Raw genomic sequence first — 23,677 nt, forward strand, 5'->3', positions numbered from 1 at the left:
ATACAACGGATCCGGCCAGCCCGTAGGGCCGGCCGCACAGGAAAAGAGGTTTCCACGTCATGAGCCGTTCCGATGTCCTAGTCGACGCCGACTGGGTCGAAGCCCGTATCGGAGAGCCCGGAGTCGTCATCGTCGAGGTCGACGAGGACACCAGCGCCTACGACAAGGGCCACATCCCGAGCGCCATCAAGATTGACTGGAAGAAGGACCTGCAGGACCCTGTCCGCCGCGACTTCGTGGACAAGGCCGGTTTCGAGGCGCTGCTGTCCGAGCGCGGCATCTCCAACGACGACACCGTGGTCCTTTACGGCGGGAACAACAACTGGTTCGCGGCGTACGCGTACTGGTACTTCAAGCTGTACGGCCACCACAACGTAGTGCTGCTCGACGGCGGCAGGAAGAGGTGGGAGCTCGACTCAAGGGAACTGAGCACCGAGGTCCCCTCCCGCGCGAAGACCAGCTACACCGCCACCGAGCAGGACTCCTCGCTGCGCGCGCTGCGGGACGAGGTTGTCGCCGCGATCGGCAAGCGCAACCTGGTCGACGTCCGCTCTCCCGACGAGTTCGCGGGCCGCCTGCTGGCGCCTGCGCACCTGCCGCAGGAGCAGGCGCAGCGTGGCGGGCACATCCCGACGGCGCGCAACGTGCCGTGGTCCAAGGCCGCGAACGAGGACGGCACGTTCAAGTCCGACGACGCGCTCGAGACGCTCTACAAGGACGAGGCCGGCGTCGACTTCAGCAGGGACACGATCGCGTACTGCCGGATCGGCGAGCGCTCGGCGCACACGTGGTTCGTGCTGCACGAGATCCTCGGCCTGCCGAACGTCAAGAACTACGACGGTTCCTGGACCGAGTACGGCTCGCTTGTCGGCGTGCCGATCGAGCTCGGCGACGGCCGGTGAGCACGGACCAGAGCGGCTGCGGCGCGCCCGCGGGAGGCGTGCGCGTCACCAAGGACGCGGCGGGCAAGGAGGCGATCGTCGAAGGGCGCGTGCTCCGCGACGGCGCGCCGGTCGGCGCCGGGTATGCCCGGCTGCTCGGCACGGGCGGCGAGTTCGTCGCCGAGGTGCCGCTCGGCGCCGACGGCGGCTTCCGGTTCTTCGCCGCGCCCGGCCAGTGGACGCTGCGCGTGCTCGCGCCGGGCGGGGTGCGTGCCGAGCGCTCCGTGTCCGCGGACATCGGCCACATCACCACGGTCGACGTGGTCGTCTAGGCGCCGCCGCCGACGGCGGGCACCGGCCGCGATGGCAGGTGCCCGCCGTCGGCCCGTCTCCGGGGGCGATCCGCTCCGCGTCCGTGCCACCACGCAGAGCAAGCTTCCCTCGCCTGTCAGATCCCGCCGGGCAGCCCGGCGGATCCCGCCAGGTACACGACCCTTCGGGAGATGTTGACCGCGTGCGCGCCAAGACGCTCGTAGCAGCGGGCCACCTGCGTCATCTCCATCGTGACCGGCACCGCCGTGTGCCCCGACGCCAGCTCGGCTAGCAGGCTGGCGTGCAGCGCGTCGATCTCCTCGTCGCGCTCGGTCAGCGTGACCGCGGCGTCCCGGTCGCGCTGGTACCAGGCGTCGGCCGCCTGCCGCCACATGGCCGCCGCGAGATCCCCCATCTGCTCGACAAGCCCGCGGGTGCGCGGCGAGAGGTCCCCTGTGAGACTGTGCGTGGCCGCGGCCGCGATCTCGACCACGAGGTCGTGTGACCGCTCGAGTTCTGGCACCACCCGCAGCACCGAGAGCAGGAACCGCAGGTCCGCGGCGACCGGCTGCTGCAGCAAGATCTCCTTGTTGGCCAGTTCCTCCACCTGTCGGTAGAGGGCGTCGATTTGCCTGTCGCGTTCGACAAGCACCGCGAGTGCCCCGCTGTCGCCGGTCAGCAGGGCCCGCGTCGCCTCGGGCAGGTCCTCGCCGACCATGGCGAACAGTTCGATGACCTTGCCTTCGATGGCCTCTAGCTGGTGCTCGAATTCCTGCCGATGCTCCGCCATGGCGGTCTCATCCCATCCGGCCGGTCACGTACGCCTGCGTGCGGCTGTCTTGCGGGTCTTCGAAGATCTGCTTAGTCGACGCGTACTCGACCAGCACGCCGGTGCGGGTGTCGCTCGTGGAGTGGGTCAGCACGTAGAAGAACGCGGTCCGGTCGCTGACCCGGGTGGCCTGCTGCATGTTGTGCGTCACGATCACGATCGTGAACCTCGACTTGAGCTCGTGCATCAGGTCCTCGATCGCGCCGGTGGAGATCGGGTCAAGCGCCGAGGCCGGCTCGTCCATCAGCACCACGTCCGGCTCCACGGCGATGGTCCGGGCGATGCACAGCCGCTGTGCCTGCCCGCCGGACAGGGCCAGTCCCGATGTCTTGAGCCGGTTCTTGACCTCATCCCACAGCGCGGCGCCGCGCAGTGACCGCTCGACGATATCGTCGAGCCTGTGCCTGTTGCGCTCGCCGTTGATCCGCGGCCCGTAGGCGACGTTGTCATAGATCGACTTCGGGAACGGGTTCGGCTTCTGAAAGACCATCCCGATCCGCCGCCGCACGGCGATCGGCGACACGTCGGCGCCGTACAGATTGGCGCCACGGTAATACATCTCCCCGGCCACCCGGGCGCCGGGCACGAGGTCGTTCATGCGGTTGAACGCGCGCAGCACCGTCGACTTGCCGCTGCCGGAGGAACCGATGAACGCGGTGATCTCGTTTTCATAGATCGGCAGCGTGACATCGGTGACAGCCTGGAACCCGCCGTACCAGACCGACATGTTCCTGACATCGAAGATGAGGTTGCCGGTGCCGGCGGGCTCGGCCGGATGCCTCACCAGCGGCTGCGGACCGCGCATGCCGGCGGCGGCCTTCTTCCCGGTCTGCTCGACGACGTTTTGGTCAGACTGTTCCATGGCGATTCCTAGCGCTGGTAACTGGCGAACCGGGCGGTGACGAGGCGGGCGGCGATCATGAAGACGAAGGCGATCACGACCAGCGTGAGCGCGGCTCCCCAGCCGCGGGCCTGCGCGCCGGTGTACGGCTGAGTCGCGTTCAGGAAGATCTGCGAGGGCAGCGAGGTGTTGGAGCCGCTGAACACGTTCGCGTTCACCGAGGTGACGATGCCGATGGTGAACAGCAGCGGCGCGGTCTCGCCCGCGGCCCTGGCGACCGCGAGCAGCGCGCCGCTGACGATGCCGCCCACCGCCGCGGGCAGCACGACGGTTACGGTCACACGGGCCTTGGTGGCACCGAGCGCGTAGCTCCCCTCCCGCAGCGAGTCCGGCACCAGCTTCAGCATCTCCTCGCTGGAGCGGATCACGACCGGCAGCATGAGGCAGGCCAGGGCGAGCGCGCCGCCCAGGCCCGAGTACTGGAAACGCAGGGTCCAGAGCGTGAAGATGAACAGGCCCATGATGATCGACGGGACGCCGGTCATCACGTCGGACATGAACCGGACGACCTGCGCCAGGAACCCCTTGCCGCCGTACTCGTTGATGTAGATCGCGCCGAGTATGCCCAGCGGCACCGCGATCACCGTGGCCAGGGCCGTGATCTCAAGCGTGCCAACGATCGCTGGCCCCATGCCGCCCACATTCGCGGGCAGCACGGGCGGCGGGATCGAGCCGGTCAGGAACGACCAGCTGATGATCGAGGCGCCCTTGGCGATCACCGTGACGAGCACGAATCCGAGCGGGACCAGTGTCACCACGAATGCGAGCACCATGAGCACGGTCATGAGCTGGTTCTTGGTCCGCCGCCAGGACGGCGGCTCCCTGAGGTTGACCTGCTGCGGGTGGGCGTGCGGCTGGGCACCGACGGTCATCGGGCACCCCGTGCGCGTCGGGCGGAGCGCTCGACGACCCCGCGGGCGATGATGTTGACGATGATCGTGAAGGCGAACAGGAGCACGCCCATGCCCATCAGCCCGGCGCGGAACACGCCGTACGACTCGCCGAACTGGTTCGCGATGACCGCGGGCATATTGTAGCCGGGGGCGAACAGGTGCGAGGTGATCGTGGCCGACGAACCGATCACGAGCGCCGCCGCGATCGTCTCGCCCATCGCCCGGCCCAGGCCGAGCAGCACGGCCCCGACGACCCCGCCCTTGCTGTGCGGCCAGACCACGCCGCTGATCATCTCCCACCGGGTCGCACCGAGCGCGTAGGCGCCCTCCTTGTCGATGGACGGCGTTGTCGCGATCACCTCACGCGACAGCGACGTCACGATCGGCGTGATCATGAACGCCAGGATGAGGCCGGCGGTGAAGAATGAGGCACCGCTGATGTTCTGCCCGCCGAACAGGAAGCCGAGCACGGGGATGCCGTTGACGCCCGACGCGATCGAGGAGTAGATGTGCTGGGCCCACGGCGCGAACACCAGGATCCCCCACAGGCCCCAGACCACGGAGGGAACCACCGCGAGCAGGTCGACGACGTAGACGATCGGCCGCGCCAGCCGGGGCTGGACGACCTCGGTCAGCAGCAGCGCGATCCCCATGCTGACCGGGACGGCCAGCGCCAGCGCGATCACCGCGGTGATGGCCGTGCCGTAAATGAAGGCAAGCGCGCCGAACTGGTTGGCCGCCGGGTTCCAGTTGTTCGTGAAGATCTTCAGGCCCTCGGCGCTGAACCACGACGCCGCCTGCTGGCTGGTCGAGATGGCGATCAGCGCGAGGACCACCAGGACCAGCAGGCCGGACGCGAGCGCGAGGAGCGCGAAGCCGCGGTCGCCGAGCGGCCGGCGGTGCGCCAGGGGGCTGGTGGATCCGGCCGGGATGGCCGGATCCACCTGCGTCACGGTACTCACATGCAGCCGATCTGATACGCCTGTGCCACAGCATTCACAGCTACGACGTTATCTTGGTGAGCTGCGCCTTGGCCATCGCGTCAATGGCCGACGGCAGCGGCGCGTAGCCGAGCGGCGCGAGCAGCGACTGGCCCTGCCCGAGCAGGTAGCCGATGTACGCCTTGAGCATCGCCGCGTCGTTCGCGTTCGACTGCTGCGCGTAGACCAGGACCCACGTCTGATAGGTGATCGGGTACGCGGCCGCACCCGAGCCCCAGACCGCGTGGAACGTGAGGTTCGGCGCGACCGTGACGCCGGCGGCGGACGCCGACGCCGCGGCGACAGACGGGGCGATATAGTTGCCGGCCTTGTTCTGGACGGACGCGTACGTCAGGCCGGAGGCCTTGGCGTCGGTGTAGTCGACGTAGCCGATGGCCCCGGGGGTGGTCTTGATGATCTGCGCGACCCCGGTGTTCTGGGCGCCGGCGCGGGCGCCGGCGGGCCACTTGATCGTCGAGCTGCTGCCGAGCGACCAGTCGCTCGGCGCGGCCGTCTCGAGGAACAGGGAGAAGTTCTGCGTCGTGCCCGAGGAGTCGGAGCGGACGGCGATCGTGATCGGCTCGTTAGGCAGCTTGACGCCGGGGTTGATCGACGCTATCGCCGTGTTGTCCCAGTTCGTGATCTTGGCCGAGAAGATCTGGGCGATGACATCCGGGGTGAGCTTGAGACTGCTGACGCCAGACAGGTTGTACGACAGCGTGATCGGGCCGATCAGGATCGGGAAGTACAGCACGGTCTTGCCCTTGAAGCTTGACTGCTCCGAGGAGGGGATGGGCGAGTCGGACCCCGCGAAGTTGACTACCCCCGAGGCCAAGTCCGTGCGCCCGGTGCCCGAGCCGACGCTGTTGTAGTTGACCGTGACGCCGGACTGGACCGACTTGAACGCCTGGATGGCCGATTGCTGGAAGGTGTTCTGGAAGGACGACCCGGCGCCGTTTAGCGTGCCGCTGAGGGCGGCGCTGGTCGACGTCGAGGTGCTCGCGGGAGCTGAGGTGGTCGATGAGGAGCACGCAGCGAGGGCCAGAACCATCGCCACGACGGCACCCCCCGCCGCCGTCACCCGCTTTCCGCGCCGAAGTTGCATGTCGGTTTCTCCTTGAGAGTGTTTCCGTTTCCGCCCGCATGAGTCACCCGGACGGCTTGTCAGCCTGCGAACCGCGGCGTCTGGGCAGCGCGAGCCGCGCGCCCCCGGCGCGACCCAAACATGAACGGAAAATGAACAGGCATTGTCTGGTAAATGAATTTCTGATGTCTTTTGCTTTTCTTGAATTTGAGGCGCAACGAGACTTCGCCTGGCCAGCCAAATAGTGCCGAATTGTTCCTGATGTCTCCCGGTCGGGGAGAGTTCACCCACCCCCGGTAAGCCGTCGGCCAGGCCGCTGCCCCATGTCATACGCCCCCGCGTCAGGCAGAACAGTGCCGCAATGGAGATACCCCATCTGATTGCGAGGATACCGTTACGGCCCGGTGTCGGTTCGCCGGCGCCCGCCAAGAACGCGATCCGGCGCGAGCGGACAGGTCATCCCGTATGAGTTCGCAGCTTCCGCACATGTGTTCCCCTGCTTTGTTCACGCACATGACATTGAGAAGGTCACTATCTGGCCTTCAGGCATTCAACTTTTGTTCACCTAAACTGCATATCAATAAGCGTGGACAAGCGGGATTCCGGCATTTGTTTCGATCGGGCACCCTTCGGGCCGAGTTGTGATTCGATGCCGGACAAGTACGTTTTTGTCATTGGCTGCCAGGCACGCACTATTTCTTCTTTTCTGCGGAGGCCGGGGCTGACCGCCGTCCCAGCCCGGCGACATGCGGGATGACTGCCGGCTCCGGGGGGAGCGGCGATCAGGTGCCCGCGCGGGGGGGTCCCGTGCCTGGCGGTGCGGCGCGTGCCCTGGGCGGTGCCGCGCCGCGAGGGGGAAGGGGCTCTGGCCGCGTGGCCGGTCCGGGCGGGGTACCTAGAGCTCCTGGCGGGAGGAGCCAGCGCAAGCTCATCGCGCTCGAGGCCGAGGTGCCGCCGCAGCGGGCGGCCACCGGCGTGCTCGCCGACCGGATAGCCGCGGCCCTCGTGCACCGCGAGCCGGGCTGGCGGCTGCCCAGGCGCAGCGCGCTCGCCCGCCGGTACAACGTGAGCATCGCCGAGATCGACACCGCGGTCGCCGAGCTTGCCCGCCGGTCGCTCATCCGCAGGCTGCCCGACGGGCAGCTGTACCGGGCCAGCCCCGCGGAATACCTGATCCCGGTGGAAGGGATCGGCAGGCTCAGCACCCGCCTTGACCCCATGGGCGGCGAGATCAGCTGCCAGGCCAGGCACGTGTCACAGCGCGGCGCGCCGCAGGACGTGGCGTGGGCGCTCGGCGTCGACGGGGCGACGCCGGTCCGGATCGTCCGGTGCGTCTGGGCGACCGGCGGCGAGCCCGTCGCCCTGTCGACCGCCTATGTGCCCGAGGCGGTGGCCGAGTCGGTGGCCGCCCACGACCTTGGCTCGTTCGAGGCCATGCTGCGCTCGCTCCCGGCGGCGAGCCCGCAGGCAGCGCCCGCGCGCGCGAAGGCAGTGGACCTCGAGCTGTCGCCGCCGCAGCCGTCTGTCGCGCGCAGCCTCCGGCTGGTCCCCGGCCAGCCCGCGATCTCGGTGACGATCAGGTTTGACGACCCGGTCACCGGGACGCCAGTCGGCCTGACCGTCGTCGTCTTGAAGCCGGAGCAGTTCCGCGTCGTGGTCGAGACCGGCAGCGCGCCGGCGACCGGAGGGGAACCTGACGCCGGTATCTGAGGGCGTTGTTACGAAATCGATAGACACGTACGGTGTCTTACTGGCAACCTATTGTCGATGCCGGTTGAGGTGGTGCCAGGGGCGGGGTCGATGCCGCGGCGTGCCCGTCACCTGATTCCGACACAACTCCCGCGCCGCGGGGAGGTCATCGCGGCGTGCGCGGTACTCGTCCTCCTCGCCCACCTGCTGTTCGCGCAGCTGACCCTCGTGCTTGCGGCGGCGTTCGCCGGCATCGGCAAGGCAAGCAGGTGGCGGAGCTGGTGGCTGGCTGTCCCCGCGGCGGTGGGCGTGGCCTGGACACTGGCGATCGGGCCGCGGGCCGCGGCCGCCGGGTTCGCCGCAGGACCCGCGCAACTTCTCGGGTACCTGGGCGGCGGGCATCCGCTGGCCCGGCTGCTGCAGCCGCACGGGGCGCTCGCCGGCGTCGGCCGCTGGCTGCCGCGGCAGTTTCCGCTGGCGCTGGTAGCCGCGGCCGCCGAGGCCGCGCTGATCCGCTGGCTGGACTGGGTGCACACAGACGAGTGGGCGGTGCCCCAGCCGCGCCCCGGAGCGTGGGCGGCGGTCAGGAGCGCGCTGCACCGCCGGGCGATCCGCGGCGGGGCCGTGCTGACCAGGGACGGCTGCGCGCTGGGAGTGGCGCGGGCGACAGGCGCCCGGGTTGTGCTGCGCTGGCCGCAGGTGGCGGGCGGAGTCCTCGTCACGGGCGCGGCCGCGGAGGCCGCCACGGCGACCAGCTTCCAGGTGGTGCACGCCGCGCTCCGCCGCCGCAAACCGGTGATCACGATCGACATGACCGGCGACGCGGCCGCTGCGGCGGCGCTGGCCGCGGCCTGCGCCGCGACCGGGACGCCGCTGCGCGTGTCAGGGGCCGCTGCTGGCTGCTACGAGCCGTTCCGGCACGCGGGACCGGCGCGGCGGCTGGCGCTGACGCTGGCCTTGCTCGGCATCGACGACCCCGGGGCGGCGCCTGCCCGCGGCGTGCCCGGCTACCTGCGCGCCGTGTCCGAACTCATCGACGTCGTGCCGGCCGACCCGCGGATCCCGGTTCTGGACGACATCCGCCACCTGCTCAACCCGCTGGCCTTGCAGGCGCGGGCCGGGCTGGTGCCCTCGGCAAGCCCGCGCGGGCACGAGCTGGCGGAACTGGTCAGCGCGGCCGTGCAGGCCGCCCAGGCGGACCCGCAGGCCGTGGCGGCGGCCGCCCGCCAGGTGGCAGCGGTGCGGCGGTCGCCGGCCGGCGGCTGGCTGTGCCAGGGAACGGATGCCCCGAACGGCGGGATCGACCTCGCGCGCGTGGTCAGGGAGCGCTCGGCCGTGCTGTTCCGCGCCGCCGCACCGGAGGTGGCACGTCTGGTGTGCGCCGACATCACGGCCCTGGGCGGGGACTTGCGCAGGATCGGCGTCGACGGCGACGGGCTCATCTGGCTGCTCGGCTGCGGCGCCCTGCCGGCGCGCCAGCTGGCCGGGCTGGTGACCGGCGGGGCTGCCGCCGGCCTGCCTGTGCTCCTCACCACGACCTCGCCGGCCGCGGTGGACCTGGCGAGCCTGATGAACGTGGTGCTGATGCACAGGCTTGCCGACCCCGTGGCGGCGGCCGGCCTGGCCGCATGCACCGGCACTACCGTGGCCGTCGGCGGCGGTGAGCTCGTGTCCCGTCCCGCGGTGCCGGCGCAGACGCTGCTCTCGCTCGCTCCCGCCCAGTTCGTGCTGGCCGCGCGCGAGCCGGCGGGGCAGCGCAAGCCCGGGCAGCTCGGGCAGGCCGTGCCCGCCCGCCTGCCGATGCGAGTCGGGCAGTGACGCCGCCGCCGGGCCTGCCCCGCCGCCCGCCGGGCGGGCTCTACCTGGGCTGGCAGTACGTGACCGTGCATCCGGACCCCGGACCGCCGCCACGGCGGCCAGTGCCGCCGGAACGAGAGCAGGTCTCTGCGGCCTGGCTGGCGGCGCAACACCGGGAGGAGAACGCGATCAGCAGGCCGCTGCGGCTGGCCTGCGGCGCGGCGGCACTCGCGGTGCTCGCCCTGGTGATCGCGACCGCCGGCGGCTGGCTGTCGGCGATAGTCGCCGCGCCCGCCGTCGCCGCGTGCCTGGTGGCCGGCGGGCTGAGCGGTTACGCGATCTGGCAGGGACACCGCGCCCTTGGCGTGCGGATCGCGGCCGAGCGGCTGCGCGTCGAGCGGTTCCGCGCCGACCAGGACAGCCGCCTCTTCGCCTGGCAGGCCGAACACGCGCGCCAGGTCGCCGAATGGCAGCGACGCCAGTTCGCCTACGAAAGCCAGAAGCGGTGGTACGCGGTGTCGCTCCCGGGGGGGATCGACCGCGTTGACGTGGCCGGCGGCACGTTGCCCGGCTGGTCGGCGCTGCTGACCATGACCGCCGCCCATCAGCTCGCCGCGGGCGGTGAGACGACCGTGCTCGACCTGTCCGGCGGGGCGGTCGCGGCCGAGCTGCTCGCGGTCGCCCGCGGCTGCGCCATCGAGCCGGCGGTCTGGGTGCTGCCGCACGACCTGCCCAGGCTGGACCTCACGGCCGCGCTCAACCAGGACGACCTGGCCGACGTGCTGGCGCTGGCGGTCAGCGTGGCCGAGGACCGGGACTCCGCCGCGGGTCTCGCGGTCGACGGCTCCATCCTCGACCGCGTCATGAGCGTTCTCGATCACGACGGCGGTGTCTCGCTGGCCAGGCTCGCGGCCGCGCTGCGCTCCCTGGCACAGGTCGGGGACCCGCGGACCGACATCGCCGCGGGCCTGCTCACCGAGCACGAAGCCGGCCGGGTGAGCACTCTGTTCGGCCAGGGCGCGACCGACCGGGTAGTCCTCGAGCGGGCGCTCGGGATTGAGGCACAGCTGCGGAAGCTGGCCGCGGCGGGCAGCGACCCGGTCTCGCTGCCGCGCAGCAGGCTGCGCGTGGTCGCACTCGACAAGCGGGTCGGCGTGCTGTCGGCGAAGATCCTCGGCAGCTTCGTGGTCACCGCGCTGACCCACGTGCTCGCCCAGGCGCCCTCAGGACGGCCATGGCAGCACACCCTGTTCCTGTTCGGCGCGGAGCGGCTGCGCGACGACGTGCTCGACCGGCTGACCGACGCCTGCGAGAACGCCCGCTCCGGCCTGGTGCTCGGCTACCGCGCCGTCCCGCCGCAGGTGCGCAAGCGGATAGGCAGGGGAAACGCCGCGGTGGCGTTCATGCGGCTGGGCAACGCGGAGGACGCGAAAGCGGCAAGCGAGCAGATCGGGACCGAGCATCGTTTCGTCCTCTCCCAGCTCACCGAGACCGTCGGGATGTCGGTGAGCGATACGACGGGCGCCTCCTACACCAGCACGGTCGGCAGCTCGTCGTCCCTGGCCGCGTCGAGCTCAGACAGCGAGTCGGTGTCGCGGGGCAGCGGGCGCGCCCGTTCGGCGCAAAGCAGCTTCCTGCCGTTCGCCGGCGCGAGCGTGTCCCGTTCGGGCGAGACGACCGCGTCGCAAGGGACCAGCGAGTCCGCCTCGTTCACGGCGGGGATCAGCGCGAACACCTCCTGGGGCGTGTCCACCTCGCGGACGGCTGGCGACAGCCAGTCGCTCGCGCAGTCCCTCCAGCGCTCGCGGGAGTTCCTCGTGGAGGCCGGCGCACTGCAGCAGCTGCCGCCCACCGCGATGATCGTGAGCTACGCGACCAGCGCGGGCCGGCAGGCCATCCTGGCCGATGCCAATCCGGCGATCGGCAGCCTGGCGGCCGCGACCATGACGCCGCTCGCGGAAGCCGGCAGGCTCCGGGCCACGGTCCCGGCCGGCGAGACCGCGCAGGCTGGCGAGACCGCGCAGGCTGGCGACCCGCTGGGCGAGCCAGGCATGCCGCAGCCAAACCTGGGCCCGCCGTCGGCCCGCCTGGACTGGCGCAAGCGCTGACCAGGAACGCCGGCCGGCCTGGCCGCCGAACTCAGCGGAAATCCCGACAGTTCAGGAGAGCGGCCCGCCACGGTCCTGATGTCACCAATGACCGGATAGCATCGGCCGCGATGGACGTGAACAACCACCGGTCCAGGCTTCCGATGCGGGCCAGGCTCGCGACCACGGTCGGCGGCGCCGCGGCCACCGTCTCCCGCCTGGCGGGAAAGGGTGACGGCTCGGTCATCGGCGGCAGGATCGGGCTGCGCCTCCAGCCAGATCTGCTGTCGCTGCTCGCCGCCGGGCGCCGGGTCGTGCTCGTCACGGGAACCAACGGGAAGACGACGACAACCCGGCTGATCGCGGCGGCGCTCAGCCCGCTCGGGCAGGAGATCGCGTCGAACAGCTACGGCGCGAACATGGAGGCCGGCCTGGCCTCGGCGCTCAGCCGGGCGCCGCGCGCGCCGCTGGCGGTGCTCGAAACCGACGAGAAGTACATCCCGGCGATGGTCAAGGAGACCAGCCCCCGGGTGGTCGTGCTGCTCAACCTGAGCCGGGACCAGATGGACCGCGCGGCCGAAATATGGCTGCTCGCGCGGCGCTGGCGGGAGGCGCTCGGCAACGCGCCCGGCTGCCGTGTCGTGGCCAACGCCGACGACCCGCTGGTCGCGTGGGCGGCGGGCGCGGCCCGTCAGGTCACCTGGGTGGCCGCCGGCCAGCGCTGGCGGGATGACTCCTGGTGCTGCCCGCACTGCGGCGCCCACCTGGAGCGCGACGGCGACGACTGGTCATGCCGTGAATGCGCCAACCGGCGGCCGCCGGTCAGCTGGGTGCTGACCGGCGGCCAGGTGATCGACCCGCTGGGCCGCGCCAGCTCGCTGGAGCTGGCGTTGCCGGGCCGGGCCAACCGGGCCAACGCGGTGGTGGCGCTCGCGGTCGCCGACGCGTTCGGCGTGAACATCGCCCGCGCGCTGCGCGAGCTGCGCGGCGTCACCTCGGTCGCCGGCCGCTACACGCGCGTGACCAGGCGCGGCTGCGACATCAGGCTGCTGCTCGCGAAGAACCCGGCGGGCTGGCTCGAGGCCCTCGACGTGCTCGCCCCGCCGCCCGTCCCTGTCCTGGTGTCCGTCAACGCGCAGGGACCCGACGGCAGGGACACCTCGTGGCTGTGGGACGTGGACTACCGCCGCCTGCGCAGCAGGCCGGTGCTTGTCGGCGGCGAGCGCAGGCTCGACCTCGCGGTCAGGCTCGAGGCCGACGAGGTTCCGTTCCGGCTGGTGAACGACATCGACGAGGCCGTGGACGTGGCCGGGTCGGCCACCCTTGAGGTGCTCGCGAACTACACCGCGTTCCAGCAGTACCGGGCTGTCCTTGGCAGGACGCAATGAGGTCGCTGCGGCTGGTGTGGATCTACCCGGACCTGCTCAGCACCTACGGCGACCGGGGGAACGCTCTCGTGCTCGAGCGCCGCGCCCGGCTGCGCGGGCTGCCTGCCGAGATCGTCGAGGTGAACTCCGACCAGCCGGTGCCGCGAGACGGCGACATCTACCTGATGGGGGGCGGCGAGGACCTGCCGCAGACGCTGGCCACCGACCGGCTCACGGCGGACGGCGGCCTGCACGCGGCGGTCAGCCACGGCGCGGTGCTGTTCGCGGTCTGCGCCGGCTACCAGATGCTCGGCGCGGAGTTCGGCGGCGCCGAGGACCAGCCGGTCGCCGGGCTCGGCCTGCTTGACATCCGCAGCGGGCGCGGCGAGCGGCGTGCGGTCGGCGAGATCGTCGCCGATGCCGACCCTGCCCTGCAGGTGCCCCGGCTCACCGGGTTCGAGAACCATCAGGGCGTCACCCGGCTCGGCCCGCGGGCCCGCCCGCTGGCCCGCACCTCGCTGGGCACCGGGAACGGCGACGGCACCGAAGGCGCCTACGCGGGCCGGGTGCTCGGCACGTACCTGCACGGCCCCGCGCTCGTGCGCAACCCCGGGCTGGCCGACCTGCTGCTCACCTGGGCCGCCGGCCCGCTCCCGCCGATGCCCCAGCAGGCCGAAGAACTCGCGCACCGCCTGCGCGAGGAGCGCCTCGCCGCAGTCGCCGCCCACCCGTAGCCCGCCCCCCAGCGCCACTTTGCACACTCTGTGACGATTTCAGAGGGCGTTTTGGGCGATTTGTCCATGCATGGAGTGTGCAAGGTGGACGGAAGTGGTTGCTGTTGCGTGAAGGTGAAACGCAGCGCAAGCTCAGTACACCAGCGCCTGAGTGTCGTCGGCCATGATCTCGGCGACGAACGTGGCGGCGCCCGCGATCCTGATTCCGGTGATCACGTCGTCAGGCGTGATGTCCCTGCGGGCGGCGCACTGGCTGCACACGGTCACCGTGCCGAGCGCGAGCACCGAGGCCAGCAGGTCCTCAAGCGGCGCCGCGTGCGGGAGCGAGAAATCGGAGGCCCGGCCCGGCAGGCCGAACCACGCGGCTTCGCCGGTGAGCCAGAGCGAGACGCCGACGCCGCTGGCGACGGCCGCCGCCGCCACGGTGAAGGCCTGGTTGCACCGCTCGGGTTCGTCCTTGCCCGCCGTGACCTTGATGACGAGATTCCGTGCCACGACTGAACTGTAACCCCCTCCGGCGCGGCGCACGGCGCGTACCGGGCGCCGCGGCTAGGCTCGCATGCTGTGCACGGGATGCTGAGCGCGGCGGTCATGATCCTCGCCTACGCTGTGGTCGCCATCGCCGCCGGGTACACGGCGGTCAAGGTGATCCGCGGAGGGCCGCATGACACACGGTGAGCCGGAGGCTCATCCCGACATCGCGCCGCTGAGCTTCCTGCTCGGCCGGTGGGAGGGCGCCGGCAAGGGCGACTACCCGACGATCGAGCCGTTCGACTTCATCCAGCGGCTGACGTTCACCCACATCGGCAAGCCCTACCTGATCTACACGAGCAGGTCCTGGCGGCTTGAGCGGGACGAGGACGGGGCACCGGCCAAGGGCGCCCCGCTCGCGGTCGAGACGGGATTCTGGCGCCCGCAGCCGGCCGGACGGGTCGAGGTGCTGCTCGCGCACCCGACCGGAATATCGGAGATCTACCTGGGCGAGGTCAGCGGGACGAGGATCGAGCTGGCCACGGACGCGGTGGTGCGCACCGAGTCGGCCAAGCCGGTGACCGCCGGGCGCCGGCTGTACGGCCTGGTCGACAGCCTGCGCCGCCCCGGTGAGCAGGACCTCGCCTACGCCTACGACATGGCGGCCGTGGGCCAGCCGCTGCAGCCGCACCTGTGGGCGGCCCACCTGGAATGGGTCTGGACCGAATAGCCTCGCGAAAAAGGGCAAACCCCCGGGCGACTCGCGCTTACGCGGGACCGGCTGGACAAGGCCGGTCAGCCCGGGGGTCCGGTGTATGCCCTAGATTAGCCCGCCGCCGCCCAACTGGGCCGGGACCTGATAACAGGCCCACTCGGCGGGGGCGGCGGCTAGCTGACAGCCACCTCGCAAGTCCGATAACTATGCATACTTCGGACCACCTCCTTTCCGCGTACCTCGCACGCTACGCGGGGGCCCCAGGGTCGCGCAAGAGCATTTCCCGCCCGCCGGGAGGCCGGCGTCCGGCATCGCCCGCGCCACGGGACACCGCACCGGGCGCGCGCCGAATTAGACTCGACGGCATGAAGCAGGACCTGCGGCGCGCCTGGGACGATGAGCTGCGCTCGCGCGGCTACCGGGTGACCCCGCAGCGGCAACTCGTGCTCGAGGCCGTCGCCAGCCTCCACCACGCCACCCCAGAAGAGATCGCGGCAAGCGTCCAGGAAACGGCCAGCGGCGTCAACATCTCCACGGTCTACCGCACGCTGGAACTCCTGGACAACCTCGGCCTGGTCAGGCACACGCACCTGCACCACGGCGTGCCCATCTACCATCTGGCCAGCGAAGCCGACCACCTGCACCTGGAGTGCCAGGAGTGCGGCCGGGTGCTGCAGGTTAGCCAAGAGGCGATCCGGCCGCTGATCACGGCGCTCGACGAGGGGCAGGGGTTCGAGACCGACGTGGCTCACCTGACCGTGTTCGGGCGCTGCAAGGAGTGCAGGGGAAAGACCGATGCTTGACATACCGGGCGCCGTCGAGGCGCAGTGGCCGGACGAAGGCGTCGCCGCGCACTACGGCGACCCGATGGGCGAGCAGCGTGCCATGGCCGGGGGCCAGGTGCTCGTCGACCGGTCCAACCGCGGCGTCGTCACGGTAACCGGACCGGACCGGCTGACCTGGCTGCACAGCCTGACCAGCCAGCACCTGGAGCGGCTGGCCCCTGGCACGACCGCGCAGGCGCTGATCCTGAACCCGCAGGGCCAGCTCGAGCACCACCTGACGCTGACGGACGACGGCACCTCGGTCTGGCTGCACGTCGAGCCGGGCACCGCCCCCGCCCTGGCCGCCTACCTGGACTCGATGCGGTTCATGCTGCGCGTCGAGGTGCGGGACGTCACTTCGGAGTTCGCCGTGCAAACGGTGGCGGGTCCCGTCCCTGCTGAGGGCGGATACGTATCCCGAACGGACGCGGCCGGCTCCCCAGCGTCAGCCCCGGCCGAGGGAAGCGGGCTAGCCGCGGCGGTCACCACGAATCCGTTCGGAATAGACCTGATCGTGCCGCGAAGTGCGGTCGGAAAGCTTTCCCTGACGCCCGCCGGGATGTGGGCCTTCGAGGCGGCGCGGATCGCCGGCCGGGTGCCGCGCCCGGGGCTGGACACCGATCACAAGACGCTGCCGCACGAGGTGGGCCTGATCGAGACCGCCGTGCACCTGAACAAGGGGTGCTACCGCGGCCAGGAGACCGTGGCCCGCATCCACAACCTCGGCCACCCGCCCCGGCGGCTGGTGTTCCTGCACCTGGACGGCAGCGCGGACCGGCTGCCCGCGCACGGGTCGCCCGTCAGCCTGCCGGACGGGACCGAGGTGGGATTCACCGGATCGGCCGCCCGCCACTTCGAGCTTGGCCCGATCGGGCTGGCCCTGGTCAAGCGCACGGTGCCCGTGGCGGCTACGCTGCTCGCGGACGGGATCGCCGCCGCGCAGGAGGTGGTCGTCCCGCCGGACGCGGGCGGCACCGTGCGGGTCACGCTGCGGCGGGATGCCGTGCCGCCCCCGCCGGCCGGGCGCAAGCTGCTGTAAGGGCCGAAACGCCGGCTGGTTGGTGCCAACGGGAAAACCCGGCTGGTTTGTGCCAACGGGAAGGCAGAGAGGGGTCGGGGTGCTGCGCCGGGCGTTGCTGGCGGCCGCCGCCAGCGAGCAGATCCGCGGTCTGGTCACGGCACTGCCGGCCACCCGCGCCGTCGTCGGCAGGTACGTCGCCGGGGAGAGCATCGGCGACGCGGTGCGGGTGGCCAGGAGCCTGCGCGAGGCAGGGCTGCTCGTGACCCTGGACTACCTGGGCGAGGACACCACCGATTCGCTGCGCGCGTCCGCCGTGGCCACCCAGTACGTGCAGCTGCTCGGCAAGCTGGCCGCGGAGGGGCTGACCGAGGCAGGCGCCGTGGAGGTGTCGGTGAAGCCGACCGCGGTCGGGCTGCTGCTCGGGTCCGCCGAAGCCGCCGGGGAGGGCGGCCCAGGCCGGGTCAGCGCGCTCGGGGAGCGGGTCGCGGCGGAGCACATCGAGCGGATCGCGGTCGCGGCGCGCGACGCGGGGACGACGGTGACGCTGGACGCCGAGGACCACCGCACGACCGACGCCGGGCTGCGGATCGCGGCCGCGCTGCGGCCGCGGTTCCCCTCGCTCGGCAGCGTGGTCCAGGCCGCGCTGCGGCGCACGGAAACCGACGTGCGGGCGCTGGCGGCGCCCGGCGTGCGGGTACGGCTGTGCAAGGGCGCCTACGCCGAGCCGGTGGCTGAGGCGTTCACGACCCGCCATGACGTCGACAAGTCGTACGCGCGCTGCCTGCGGCTGCTGCTCGCGGGCGCCGGGTACCCGATGGTCGCCACGCACGATCCCCGGCTGGTCGCGATCGCCCGGTCGCTCGCCCGCGACCGGGCGCCTGACAGCTTCGAGCACCAGATGCTGTACGGGGTGCGCCCCGATGAGCAGCGCCGCCTGGCCGCGGCGGGGGCGCGCGTCCGGGTATACGTGCCTTACGGCGGCGACTGGTACGGCTACCTGGTGCGGCGGCTGGCCGAGCGCCCGGCGAACCTGACGTTCTTCCTGCGTTCGCTATGGTCTTCCTCATGAGTGGGGGTTGCGTCATGATCGCGATACTCGGCACGGGCAAGATGGGCGAGGCGCTGCTTTCCGGGCTGCTGCGGGCCGGCCGGCCGGCGTCAGGCGTGGCCGCGGTGGTCCGCCGGGAGGCGCGGGCGGCGGAGCTGCGCGGCACGTACGGAGTGCCCGTGATCAGCGCAGAAGAGGCGGCGAAGAACGCCAGCACGCTGGTGATCACCGTCAAGCCGCAGGACATGGGACGGATGCTCGGCGAGATCGCCGCGTTCGTGGACCAGTCGCAGCTCGTGATCTCGGTCGCCGCGGGGATCACGACGTCGTACATCGAGCGGCACTTCTCCGTCGAAGTGCCCGTGGTGCGGGTGATGTCCAACACGCCCGTGCTCGTGGACGAGGCGATGTCGGTGATCTCCGCGGGCGCGTACGCGGGCGAGCGGCACCTGGCCGCGGCCGAAGACCTGCTCCGCCCGGTCGGCACGGTGCTGCGCATACCCGAATCGCAGCAGGACGCGGCGACGGCGCTGTCCGGCAGCGGTCCCGCGTACGTGTTCTACCTGGTCGAGGCCATGGTGGACGCGGGCATCCTGCTCGGCATGCCGCGCCGGACCGCGCTGGAGATGGTCACCCAGGCGGTCTACGGCGCGGCGACGATGCTGCGGGACTCGGGGGAGCACCCGGTGATCTTGCGCGAAGCCGTGACCTCCCCTGGCGGCACGACGATCTCCGCGATCAGGGAACTGGAAAGGCACGGGGTGCGCGCCGCGTTCCTCGCGGCGATCGAGGCTGCCCGGGACCGCGGCAGGGAGCTCGGCAGCTCCTGACGACAACCCTGGAGGAACGGATGGCCGGTTCGCTGACCTTGGCGTGGGACGACGCGCTCCTGGGGTACGACTTCGGGCCGGGGCACCCGCTGGCACCGGTGCGGGTGGCCCTGACGGTCGCGCTGGCCGGCGGGCTCGGGGTGCTCGCCGAGCCGTCGGTGACGCTGGTCTCCCCGCCACCCGCCACCGACAGCGAGCTTGCGACCGTGCACGACGACGACTACATCGCCGCCGTGCGGCGCGCGGGCCGGACCCTGGAGGCTGCCGAGCGGTTCGGGCTCGGCACCGAGGACAACCCGGTGTTCGAGGGCATGCATGAGGCGTCCGCCCTGGTGGCAGGCGCGACGCTCGCCGCCGCCCGCGCCGTCTGGTCGGGGTCGGCGCTGCACGCCGCGAGCATCTCAGGCGGCCTGCACCACGCCATGCGCCGCGCCGCCAGCGGGTTCTGCGTCTACAACGACCCGGCGATCGCGATCAAGTGGCTGCTGGCGGCCGGCGCGGAACGCGTCGCGTACGTCGACACGGACGTGCACCACGGCGACGGCGTGCAGGCGGCGTTTTACTCCGATCCGCGCGTGCTCACGATCAGCCTGCACGAGAGTCCCGCCACGCTGTTCCCCGGCACCGGCCTGCCCACCGAGACCGGCGAGGGGGCCGGTGACGGGTACGCGGTCAACGTGGCGCTGCCCGCGGGCACGGGCGACGCGGGGTGGCTGCGCGCCTTCGACGCGGTCGTGCCGCCGCTGCTGCGCGCCTTCAAGCCGGCGGTGCTCGTCAGCCAGCACGGCTGCGACAGCCACCGGCTCGACCCGCTGGCCCACCTGGAGCTGAGCGTTGACGGGCAGCGCGCCGCCGCGGTCGCGCTGCACGACTTGGCGCATGAATTGTGCGACGGCAGATGGCTGTTCACCGGCGGCGGCGGTTACGCGCTTGTGCAGGTAGTGCCCAGGACCTGGACTCATCTGCTGGCGATCGGCGCGGGCGCGCCGGTCGATCCGGTAATCGAGACGCCTGTCGAGTGGCGCGAACTGGCCAGGTCCTTGACCGGCGAAACTGCGCCGCTGACGATGACCGACGGGGCGCCCGCGCGCTATGTGCCATTTAGTTCTGGCCTGGATCCATCCGATCCGGTTGACCGCGCGATCATGCGAACCCGCGGTGCGGTGTTTGCCTCGCATGGGCTGCTTGCGCACCCGTGACGTGCTTCTTTTTGTTTTTCCGCAGAATCAGCAGGCGGTCGCATGGGGCAGCGGTCAGCTTGAGGCCGAAGAGTAACAACAATGAGGCTATTCGGGGGGCTTGCTCTTTTCTGTACGAGACTTACCCTGGGATACGTACGTGACTGGTGCGCTGAATCCGGTCAGGCGTGCTTGGCTTCGCGCGGAAGAGGGCAATGATGGCAACCGAAACTCCCCTAAGCGACGTGAGATTCCTTACGGTCGCCGAAGTGGCAACGATCATGCGTGTATCCAAGATGACCGTCTATCGCTTGGTGCACTCGGGTGAGCTGGAAGCTATACGGGTCGGTCGTTCATTCCGAGTTCCTGAACAGGCGGTCAACCAGTACCTGCGGGCCGCGTACGTCGGGACCGGCTGATCACTACCGCTGGCTGCTGAGCGCGGGAGACCGGAACCGCCGCAGCACCGGGGGCAGGTGTTTTATGTCGGCCTCTTCATCCGTCGGCGCGCCGGTCGCGGTGCGCTGACGGTGGACCATCCGTATCAGCGCCGTGCGGTAGCGGGTACGCTTGGGGACTGCGTGAGCGGTTGGCGTTCGCGCAGTTCTTTGTAACTTCGGGCGTGTGCCCAGCCTCCCTTTCCGGGTGGGCGTGATGACGTGCCCGTCTGCCGTTGTGCCGAGGAGGGTGGTGGCCTGATGGGCTCAGTCATCAAGAAGCGCCGCAAGCGGATGGCCAAGAAGAAGCACCGCAAGCTGCTCAAGAAGACGCGGATCCAGCGCAGGAACAAGAAGTAGCGGCTGCCGCTGCCTGCTTGCCGCCCGCCGGGCGCGCGGATGCCGCGCCCGGCGGGCGGCCTTGTCATTGTCGGCCCGGCCGGCCGGTTCGCGTCACGGCCGATCTGATGTTGCCGGACAATGGAAGGGCGAGCGAAAGCCCGCATCGAGAGCGGAGCGGATATGAGGGGTACACGCCGACGCGACGATGGATGGGACGAAGGCCGCGATGACGGACGGGACGGCCGGAACGGGCCCCAGCCTGGCGGGCCCGCGGCGGACGCGGCGGACGCGGCGGAAAGGTCACGAGGCGCCGGCTATCGCCCGGTGAACGGCCAGGCCGGCCTGCCCGGCAGTGGCTACGGCGTTCCCGCCGCGCAGGGCTACGGCGGCCAGGCAGCCGGCGGCCAGGGGTACGCCGCCGCCTACGGCGGCCAAGGCTACGGCGGCGGCCAGGAGTACGACGCCGCCGCCTACGGCGGGCAAGGCTACGGCGGGCAGGGCTACGGCGCCCAGGCCCAGGGCTACGGCGGTCCTGGCTACGGCGGTCCCGGCTACGCGCAGCGTGGCTACCCGGGCAACGGCTACGCCCCTGACACCAGGGGCGCTGCGGCGTACGGCGATCCCGGGTACGGCGATGCCCGCTACGGCGATGCCCGCTACGGCGATCGCGGGTACGCCGATTCCCGGTACGGCGATCCCGGGTACGGTCCTGGCTACGGCGGCGCCCAGTACGGCGGTCAAGGCGGCCCGGGCTACGGCTATGCCACGGCGGGGTACGCGGAGGCCGGATACGCCGGGCCCGCCCAGTCCGGCAGCGGGTACGCGGAGGCCGGATACGGCGGCCCCGCCCAGTCCCGCGCCGGATACGCGGACCCGGGATATGGCAACCCGGCTCAGCCCGGCGGCCCCGGGTATGCGGACGCCGGATATACCGGAACTGCCGCGACCGGTCGGTACGGGCGTTTGCCGGCCCCGCAGCGGCAAGGGATGCCCGGCGGGGAATTCACCGCATCCGATGGGGCCGCGCAGCCGAATGGGGGCGGCGCGCCAGGCACGCCGCGTCCGTACGGACGGCTTTCCATTTTCACGCTGCTGGAGGATAAGGCGGCGGAATTCGACCGGCTCGCCGAACAGGCGGCCGAAGGCGTCCGCACGGCGGAGCCTGACACGCTCGTATATGTCATCCACGTGGTGCCGAAGGCGGCAATGCAGCGAATCATATACGAGATTTACCGCGATCGCGCCGCGTTTGAAGCCCACGAGCAGCAGCCCCATATTCAGCGATTCGCCGCGGAGCGCAGAGCATGCGTGCTCGCGACCAACGTCATCGACCTGCGGCTGAAATATGCCAAAGTCGCGGCGCTCGCCGCGCCGCTGGCGCCTGCGCAGGAACCGTGGCAGACGCCTGCGCCCCCGCCGCCCGCGCCGCCCCCGGCGGCCCGGGCGCTGGAATCCGGGGCGCGGACGCCGTCCGCCGGGGAGGGCAACGGGCGGTACTCAGGACCGGCGGGCAACGGGGGGTATCCCGAGCAGGGCGGCGGCCGGCACGGGGGCGGCGGCCGGCACGCGGGCGGTGGCGGCGGCCGGTACGCCGGGCCAGGCAACGATCGCCTCCCCGTTCAGGAAAGCCGCACCCCGCAGCGCTCCCTGGACCGTGACCAGCTCTCCTACCAGGGACAACGCTACGGAGGAAGCTAGATGGCCACGCCGCGGATCACGCTGCTCAGCCGGCCCGGATGCCATCTGTGCGACGACGCGCGCGCCGTCGTCGACCGGGTGGCCGCCGACCTCGGGGTGGCGTGGGAGGAACGCGACATCACCCGGTCCGCGGATGACATGCGCGCCTACTGGGACAGGATCCCTGTCACGCTCGTGGACGGCGTGCAGCACGACTTCTGGCGAGTCTCGGAGGACCGCCTGCGCGCCGCGCTGACCGGCGATCGCGGCCGCGCGTCCTGAGCAGCCCCGGTCCGCCGGCCTTTGCGCGCGATTAGGGCAGGCGTGCGGCGATTGGTTCATGCCGCCGCCTTAAATGGCAGGGATCGCGGTTTAGGACGCAATGACGCGCGGTCACGGTTGTCATTACCGCGCTGAGTCAGGAGTCACGTCCGCTCACGAGCGCCATGAACAGTAGCCGGGCGTGGACGATCTGTAATATCCCGGTGAATCTGATTACTATGTGGCCTCTGCGACAGCCGTTTCGTGCATAAAGAGTGCTCCTTTCCGGGCCGCCGTCCGGGATGTCCCCGACCGCACGCCGTGGGTGCGATCGGCGCGGTCGGCGCACGCCCGGCCGGCAGCGGCGAGGCGGTCGCACCGACGTCCCGGGAGTTCGGGGGAGGCGGCCCGCCGCGCACTTTGTGCGCCGATTCACAAACGACGTATGGTAGGTACCGGCCGCGGTCGGGCGCACGCGCTCGATGGTGGCCGGCAGACCCCCCCACGCCACATCTCTAGCGGGCTCCCGACCAGCGCGGTCCCGCCACGGCGTCGATCCGCCCGGGAGCGCCGCATGCCCACTGCCGCCGAATTGCCAGGCTCCGCCGAAGAGCCGAGTAGCAAGGCTGGCGACCGCCCGTCCCCTGGCGGCATCCCGGAAGCCACCGTGGCCAGGCTGCCTGTCTACCTGCGTGCGCTCTACACGCTGGCCGAGCGGGGCGTGGGGACGGTGGCCAGCGAGGAGCTGGCGGTGGCGGCCGGCGTGAACTCGGCCAAGCTGCGCAAGGACCTGTCGTACCTCGGCTCGTACGGGATCAGGGGCGTCGGCTACGACGTTGACTATCTCGTGTACCAGGTCTCCCGGGCGCTCGGGCTGACCCAGAACTGGCCCGTGGTCATCGTCGGCGCCGGTAACCTCGGCCGGGCGCTGGCGAACTACGGTGGCTTCGCCACCAGGGGATTCCGGATAGCAGCGGTGCTGGACACCGACCAGGCGATGGTCGGCCGCGAACTCGGCTCCGTGGTCGTCCGCCACGTCAGTGAGCTTGAGGCGGTCGTGGCCAGCCAGGCGATCGCGATCGGCGTCATCGCCGTGCCGGCCGGAGCGGCCCAGGCAGTATGCGATCGGCTAGTCGCTGCCAGAGTTACAAGCATTCTTAACTTTGCGCCGCTGGTATTGACTGTGCCGGCGGGCGTGGATGTGCGTAAGGTCGACCTATCGATTGAGCTGCAGATCCTCGCCTTCCACGCGCAGCGGCGGTCCGCCGAGCGGTTCGGGCAGTTCGCGGATCCCGCAGCAGCGGAAGCTTAGGCGGTGT

24 protein-coding genes are annotated in these 23,677 nt (G+C 71.1%); 18 read left to right on the forward strand and 6 right to left on the reverse strand.

The genetic code is table 11. From position 1 onward, the window contains the following. Positions 1 to 59 precede the first annotated feature (59 nt). On the forward strand, positions 60 to 902 hold the full coding sequence (locus tag Q1N79_RS08575; protein ID WP_300606407.1) for a sulfurtransferase: 843 nt from the start codon (positions 60 to 62) through the stop codon (positions 900 to 902). Continuing rightward, the gene (locus tag Q1N79_RS08580; protein ID WP_300606410.1) at positions 899 to 1,213 is read left to right on the forward strand and encodes a DUF1416 domain-containing protein; all 315 of its coding nucleotides are present in this window, start codon (positions 899 to 901) and stop codon (positions 1,211 to 1,213) included. Before Q1N79_RS08575 ends, Q1N79_RS08580 begins: the two co-directional genes overlap by 4 nt. Positions 1,214 to 1,329: 116 nt before the next feature. Here Q1N79_RS08580 and phoU read toward each other — a convergent pair whose 3' ends face one another. The 5 genes from phoU to pstS all read right to left on the reverse strand — a co-directional run bounded on the left by phoU (position 1,330) and on the right by pstS (position 5,901). After that, positions 1,330 to 1,983, reverse strand: coding sequence for a phosphate signaling complex protein PhoU (gene phoU / locus Q1N79_RS08585; RefSeq protein WP_300606413.1), 654 nt, complete (start codon positions 1,981 to 1,983; stop codon positions 1,330 to 1,332). Positions 1,984 to 1,990: 7 nt separating this feature from the next. Continuing rightward, positions 1,991 to 2,827 carry a phosphate ABC transporter ATP-binding protein PstB gene (gene pstB / locus Q1N79_RS08590; protein ID WP_300606568.1) on the reverse strand — a complete coding sequence of 279 codons (837 nt, stop codon included), beginning with the start codon at positions 2,825 to 2,827 and terminating at the stop codon, positions 1,991 to 1,993. A gap of 65 nt (positions 2,828 to 2,892) precedes the next feature. Continuing rightward, the gene (gene pstA / locus Q1N79_RS08595) at positions 2,893 to 3,795 is read right to left on the reverse strand and encodes a phosphate ABC transporter permease PstA (protein WP_300606416.1); all 903 of its coding nucleotides are present in this window, start codon (positions 3,793 to 3,795) and stop codon (positions 2,893 to 2,895) included. After that, entirely contained in the window at positions 3,792 to 4,760 is a 969-nt protein-coding gene (gene pstC / locus Q1N79_RS08600; RefSeq protein WP_300606418.1) for a phosphate ABC transporter permease subunit PstC, read from the reverse strand. The genes pstA and pstC overlap by 4 nt, the downstream gene beginning before the upstream one ends. Positions 4,761 to 4,818: 58 nt before the next feature. Then, positions 4,819 to 5,901, reverse strand: coding sequence for a phosphate ABC transporter substrate-binding protein PstS (gene pstS / locus Q1N79_RS08605; protein WP_300606421.1), 1,083 nt, complete (start codon positions 5,899 to 5,901; stop codon positions 4,819 to 4,821). 852 nt (positions 5,902 to 6,753) lie between these two features. On the opposite strand from pstS, the gene Q1N79_RS08610 reads away from it, so the two are divergent. From Q1N79_RS08610 to Q1N79_RS08630, 5 genes are all read left to right on the forward strand, one after another. Then, complete coding sequence (locus tag Q1N79_RS08610) at positions 6,754 to 7,590, forward strand: UTRA domain-containing protein (RefSeq protein ID WP_300606424.1); 837 nt, start codon at positions 6,754 to 6,756, stop codon at positions 7,588 to 7,590. 57 nt (positions 7,591 to 7,647) lie between these two features. Beyond that, positions 7,648 to 9,387 carry a hypothetical protein gene (locus Q1N79_RS08615; protein ID WP_300606427.1) on the forward strand — a complete coding sequence of 580 codons (1,740 nt, stop codon included), beginning with the start codon at positions 7,648 to 7,650 and terminating at the stop codon, positions 9,385 to 9,387. Continuing rightward, positions 9,384 to 11,474: a hypothetical protein gene (locus Q1N79_RS08620; RefSeq protein ID WP_300606430.1), complete on the forward strand. Its 2,091-nt coding sequence runs from the start codon at positions 9,384 to 9,386 to the stop codon at positions 11,472 to 11,474. The genes Q1N79_RS08615 and Q1N79_RS08620 overlap by 4 nt, the downstream gene beginning before the upstream one ends. Positions 11,475 to 11,584: 110 nt before the next feature. Next, the gene (locus Q1N79_RS08625) at positions 11,585 to 12,841 is read left to right on the forward strand and encodes a MurT ligase domain-containing protein (protein WP_300606433.1); all 1,257 of its coding nucleotides are present in this window, start codon (positions 11,585 to 11,587) and stop codon (positions 12,839 to 12,841) included. Then, positions 12,838 to 13,554 carry a glutamine amidotransferase gene (locus Q1N79_RS08630; protein ID WP_300606436.1) on the forward strand — a complete coding sequence of 239 codons (717 nt, stop codon included), beginning with the start codon at positions 12,838 to 12,840 and terminating at the stop codon, positions 13,552 to 13,554. The genes Q1N79_RS08625 and Q1N79_RS08630 overlap by 4 nt, the downstream gene beginning before the upstream one ends. Before the next feature lie 132 nt (positions 13,555 to 13,686). Here Q1N79_RS08630 and Q1N79_RS08635 read toward each other — a convergent pair whose 3' ends face one another. Further along, positions 13,687 to 14,049 carry a DsrE family protein gene (locus Q1N79_RS08635; RefSeq protein WP_300606439.1) on the reverse strand — a complete coding sequence of 121 codons (363 nt, stop codon included), beginning with the start codon at positions 14,047 to 14,049 and terminating at the stop codon, positions 13,687 to 13,689. A gap of 169 nt (positions 14,050 to 14,218) precedes the next feature. On the opposite strand from Q1N79_RS08635, the gene Q1N79_RS08640 reads away from it, so the two are divergent. The 11 genes from Q1N79_RS08640 to Q1N79_RS08690 all read left to right on the forward strand — a co-directional run bounded on the left by Q1N79_RS08640 (position 14,219) and on the right by Q1N79_RS08690 (position 23,670). Further along, the gene (locus Q1N79_RS08640; protein ID WP_300606441.1) at positions 14,219 to 14,755 is read left to right on the forward strand and encodes an FABP family protein; all 537 of its coding nucleotides are present in this window, start codon (positions 14,219 to 14,221) and stop codon (positions 14,753 to 14,755) included. 350 nt (positions 14,756 to 15,105) lie between these two features. After that, on the forward strand, positions 15,106 to 15,543 hold the full coding sequence (locus tag Q1N79_RS08645) for a Fur family transcriptional regulator (protein ID WP_300606444.1): 438 nt from the start codon (positions 15,106 to 15,108) through the stop codon (positions 15,541 to 15,543). Further along, positions 15,536 to 16,603 (forward strand): folate-binding protein, encoded by a 1,068-nt coding sequence (locus Q1N79_RS08650; protein WP_300606448.1) that lies wholly within the window; start codon positions 15,536 to 15,538, stop codon positions 16,601 to 16,603. The genes Q1N79_RS08645 and Q1N79_RS08650 overlap by 8 nt, the downstream gene beginning before the upstream one ends. A gap of 79 nt (positions 16,604 to 16,682) precedes the next feature. Next, entirely contained in the window at positions 16,683 to 17,654 is a 972-nt protein-coding gene (locus Q1N79_RS08655; RefSeq protein ID WP_300606450.1) for a proline dehydrogenase family protein, read from the forward strand. A 14-nt stretch (positions 17,655 to 17,668) separates the two neighbouring features. After that, a complete protein-coding gene (proC, locus tag Q1N79_RS08660) occupies positions 17,669 to 18,463 on the forward strand; it encodes a pyrroline-5-carboxylate reductase (RefSeq protein ID WP_300606571.1) in 795 nt (264 codons plus the stop codon). Between the two features lie 20 nt (positions 18,464 to 18,483). Beyond that, a complete protein-coding gene (locus tag Q1N79_RS08665; protein WP_300606453.1) occupies positions 18,484 to 19,662 on the forward strand; it encodes an acetoin utilization protein AcuC in 1,179 nt (392 codons plus the stop codon). 194 nt (positions 19,663 to 19,856) lie between these two features. Further along, on the forward strand, positions 19,857 to 20,060 hold the full coding sequence (locus tag Q1N79_RS08670) for a helix-turn-helix domain-containing protein (RefSeq protein ID WP_300606456.1): 204 nt from the start codon (positions 19,857 to 19,859) through the stop codon (positions 20,058 to 20,060). Between the two features lie 279 nt (positions 20,061 to 20,339). After that, positions 20,340 to 20,438: an AURKAIP1/COX24 domain-containing protein gene (locus Q1N79_RS08675; protein WP_018654693.1), complete on the forward strand. Its 99-nt coding sequence runs from the start codon at positions 20,340 to 20,342 to the stop codon at positions 20,436 to 20,438. Between the two features lie 162 nt (positions 20,439 to 20,600). Further along, positions 20,601 to 22,118 (forward strand): antibiotic biosynthesis monooxygenase, encoded by a 1,518-nt coding sequence (locus Q1N79_RS08680; protein WP_300606541.1) that lies wholly within the window; start codon positions 20,601 to 20,603, stop codon positions 22,116 to 22,118. Beyond that, entirely contained in the window at positions 22,119 to 22,379 is a 261-nt protein-coding gene (locus Q1N79_RS08685; protein WP_300606543.1) for a glutaredoxin family protein, read from the forward strand. A 553-nt stretch (positions 22,380 to 22,932) separates the two neighbouring features. After that, positions 22,933 to 23,670 (forward strand): redox-sensing transcriptional repressor Rex, encoded by a 738-nt coding sequence (locus Q1N79_RS08690; RefSeq protein WP_300606545.1) that lies wholly within the window; start codon positions 22,933 to 22,935, stop codon positions 23,668 to 23,670. Positions 23,671 to 23,677: the final 7 nt, after the last annotated feature.

It is taken from the genome of Trebonia sp. (assembly GCF_030042015.1).
GTDB lineage: Bacteria > Actinomycetota > Actinomycetes > Streptosporangiales > Streptosporangiaceae > Trebonia.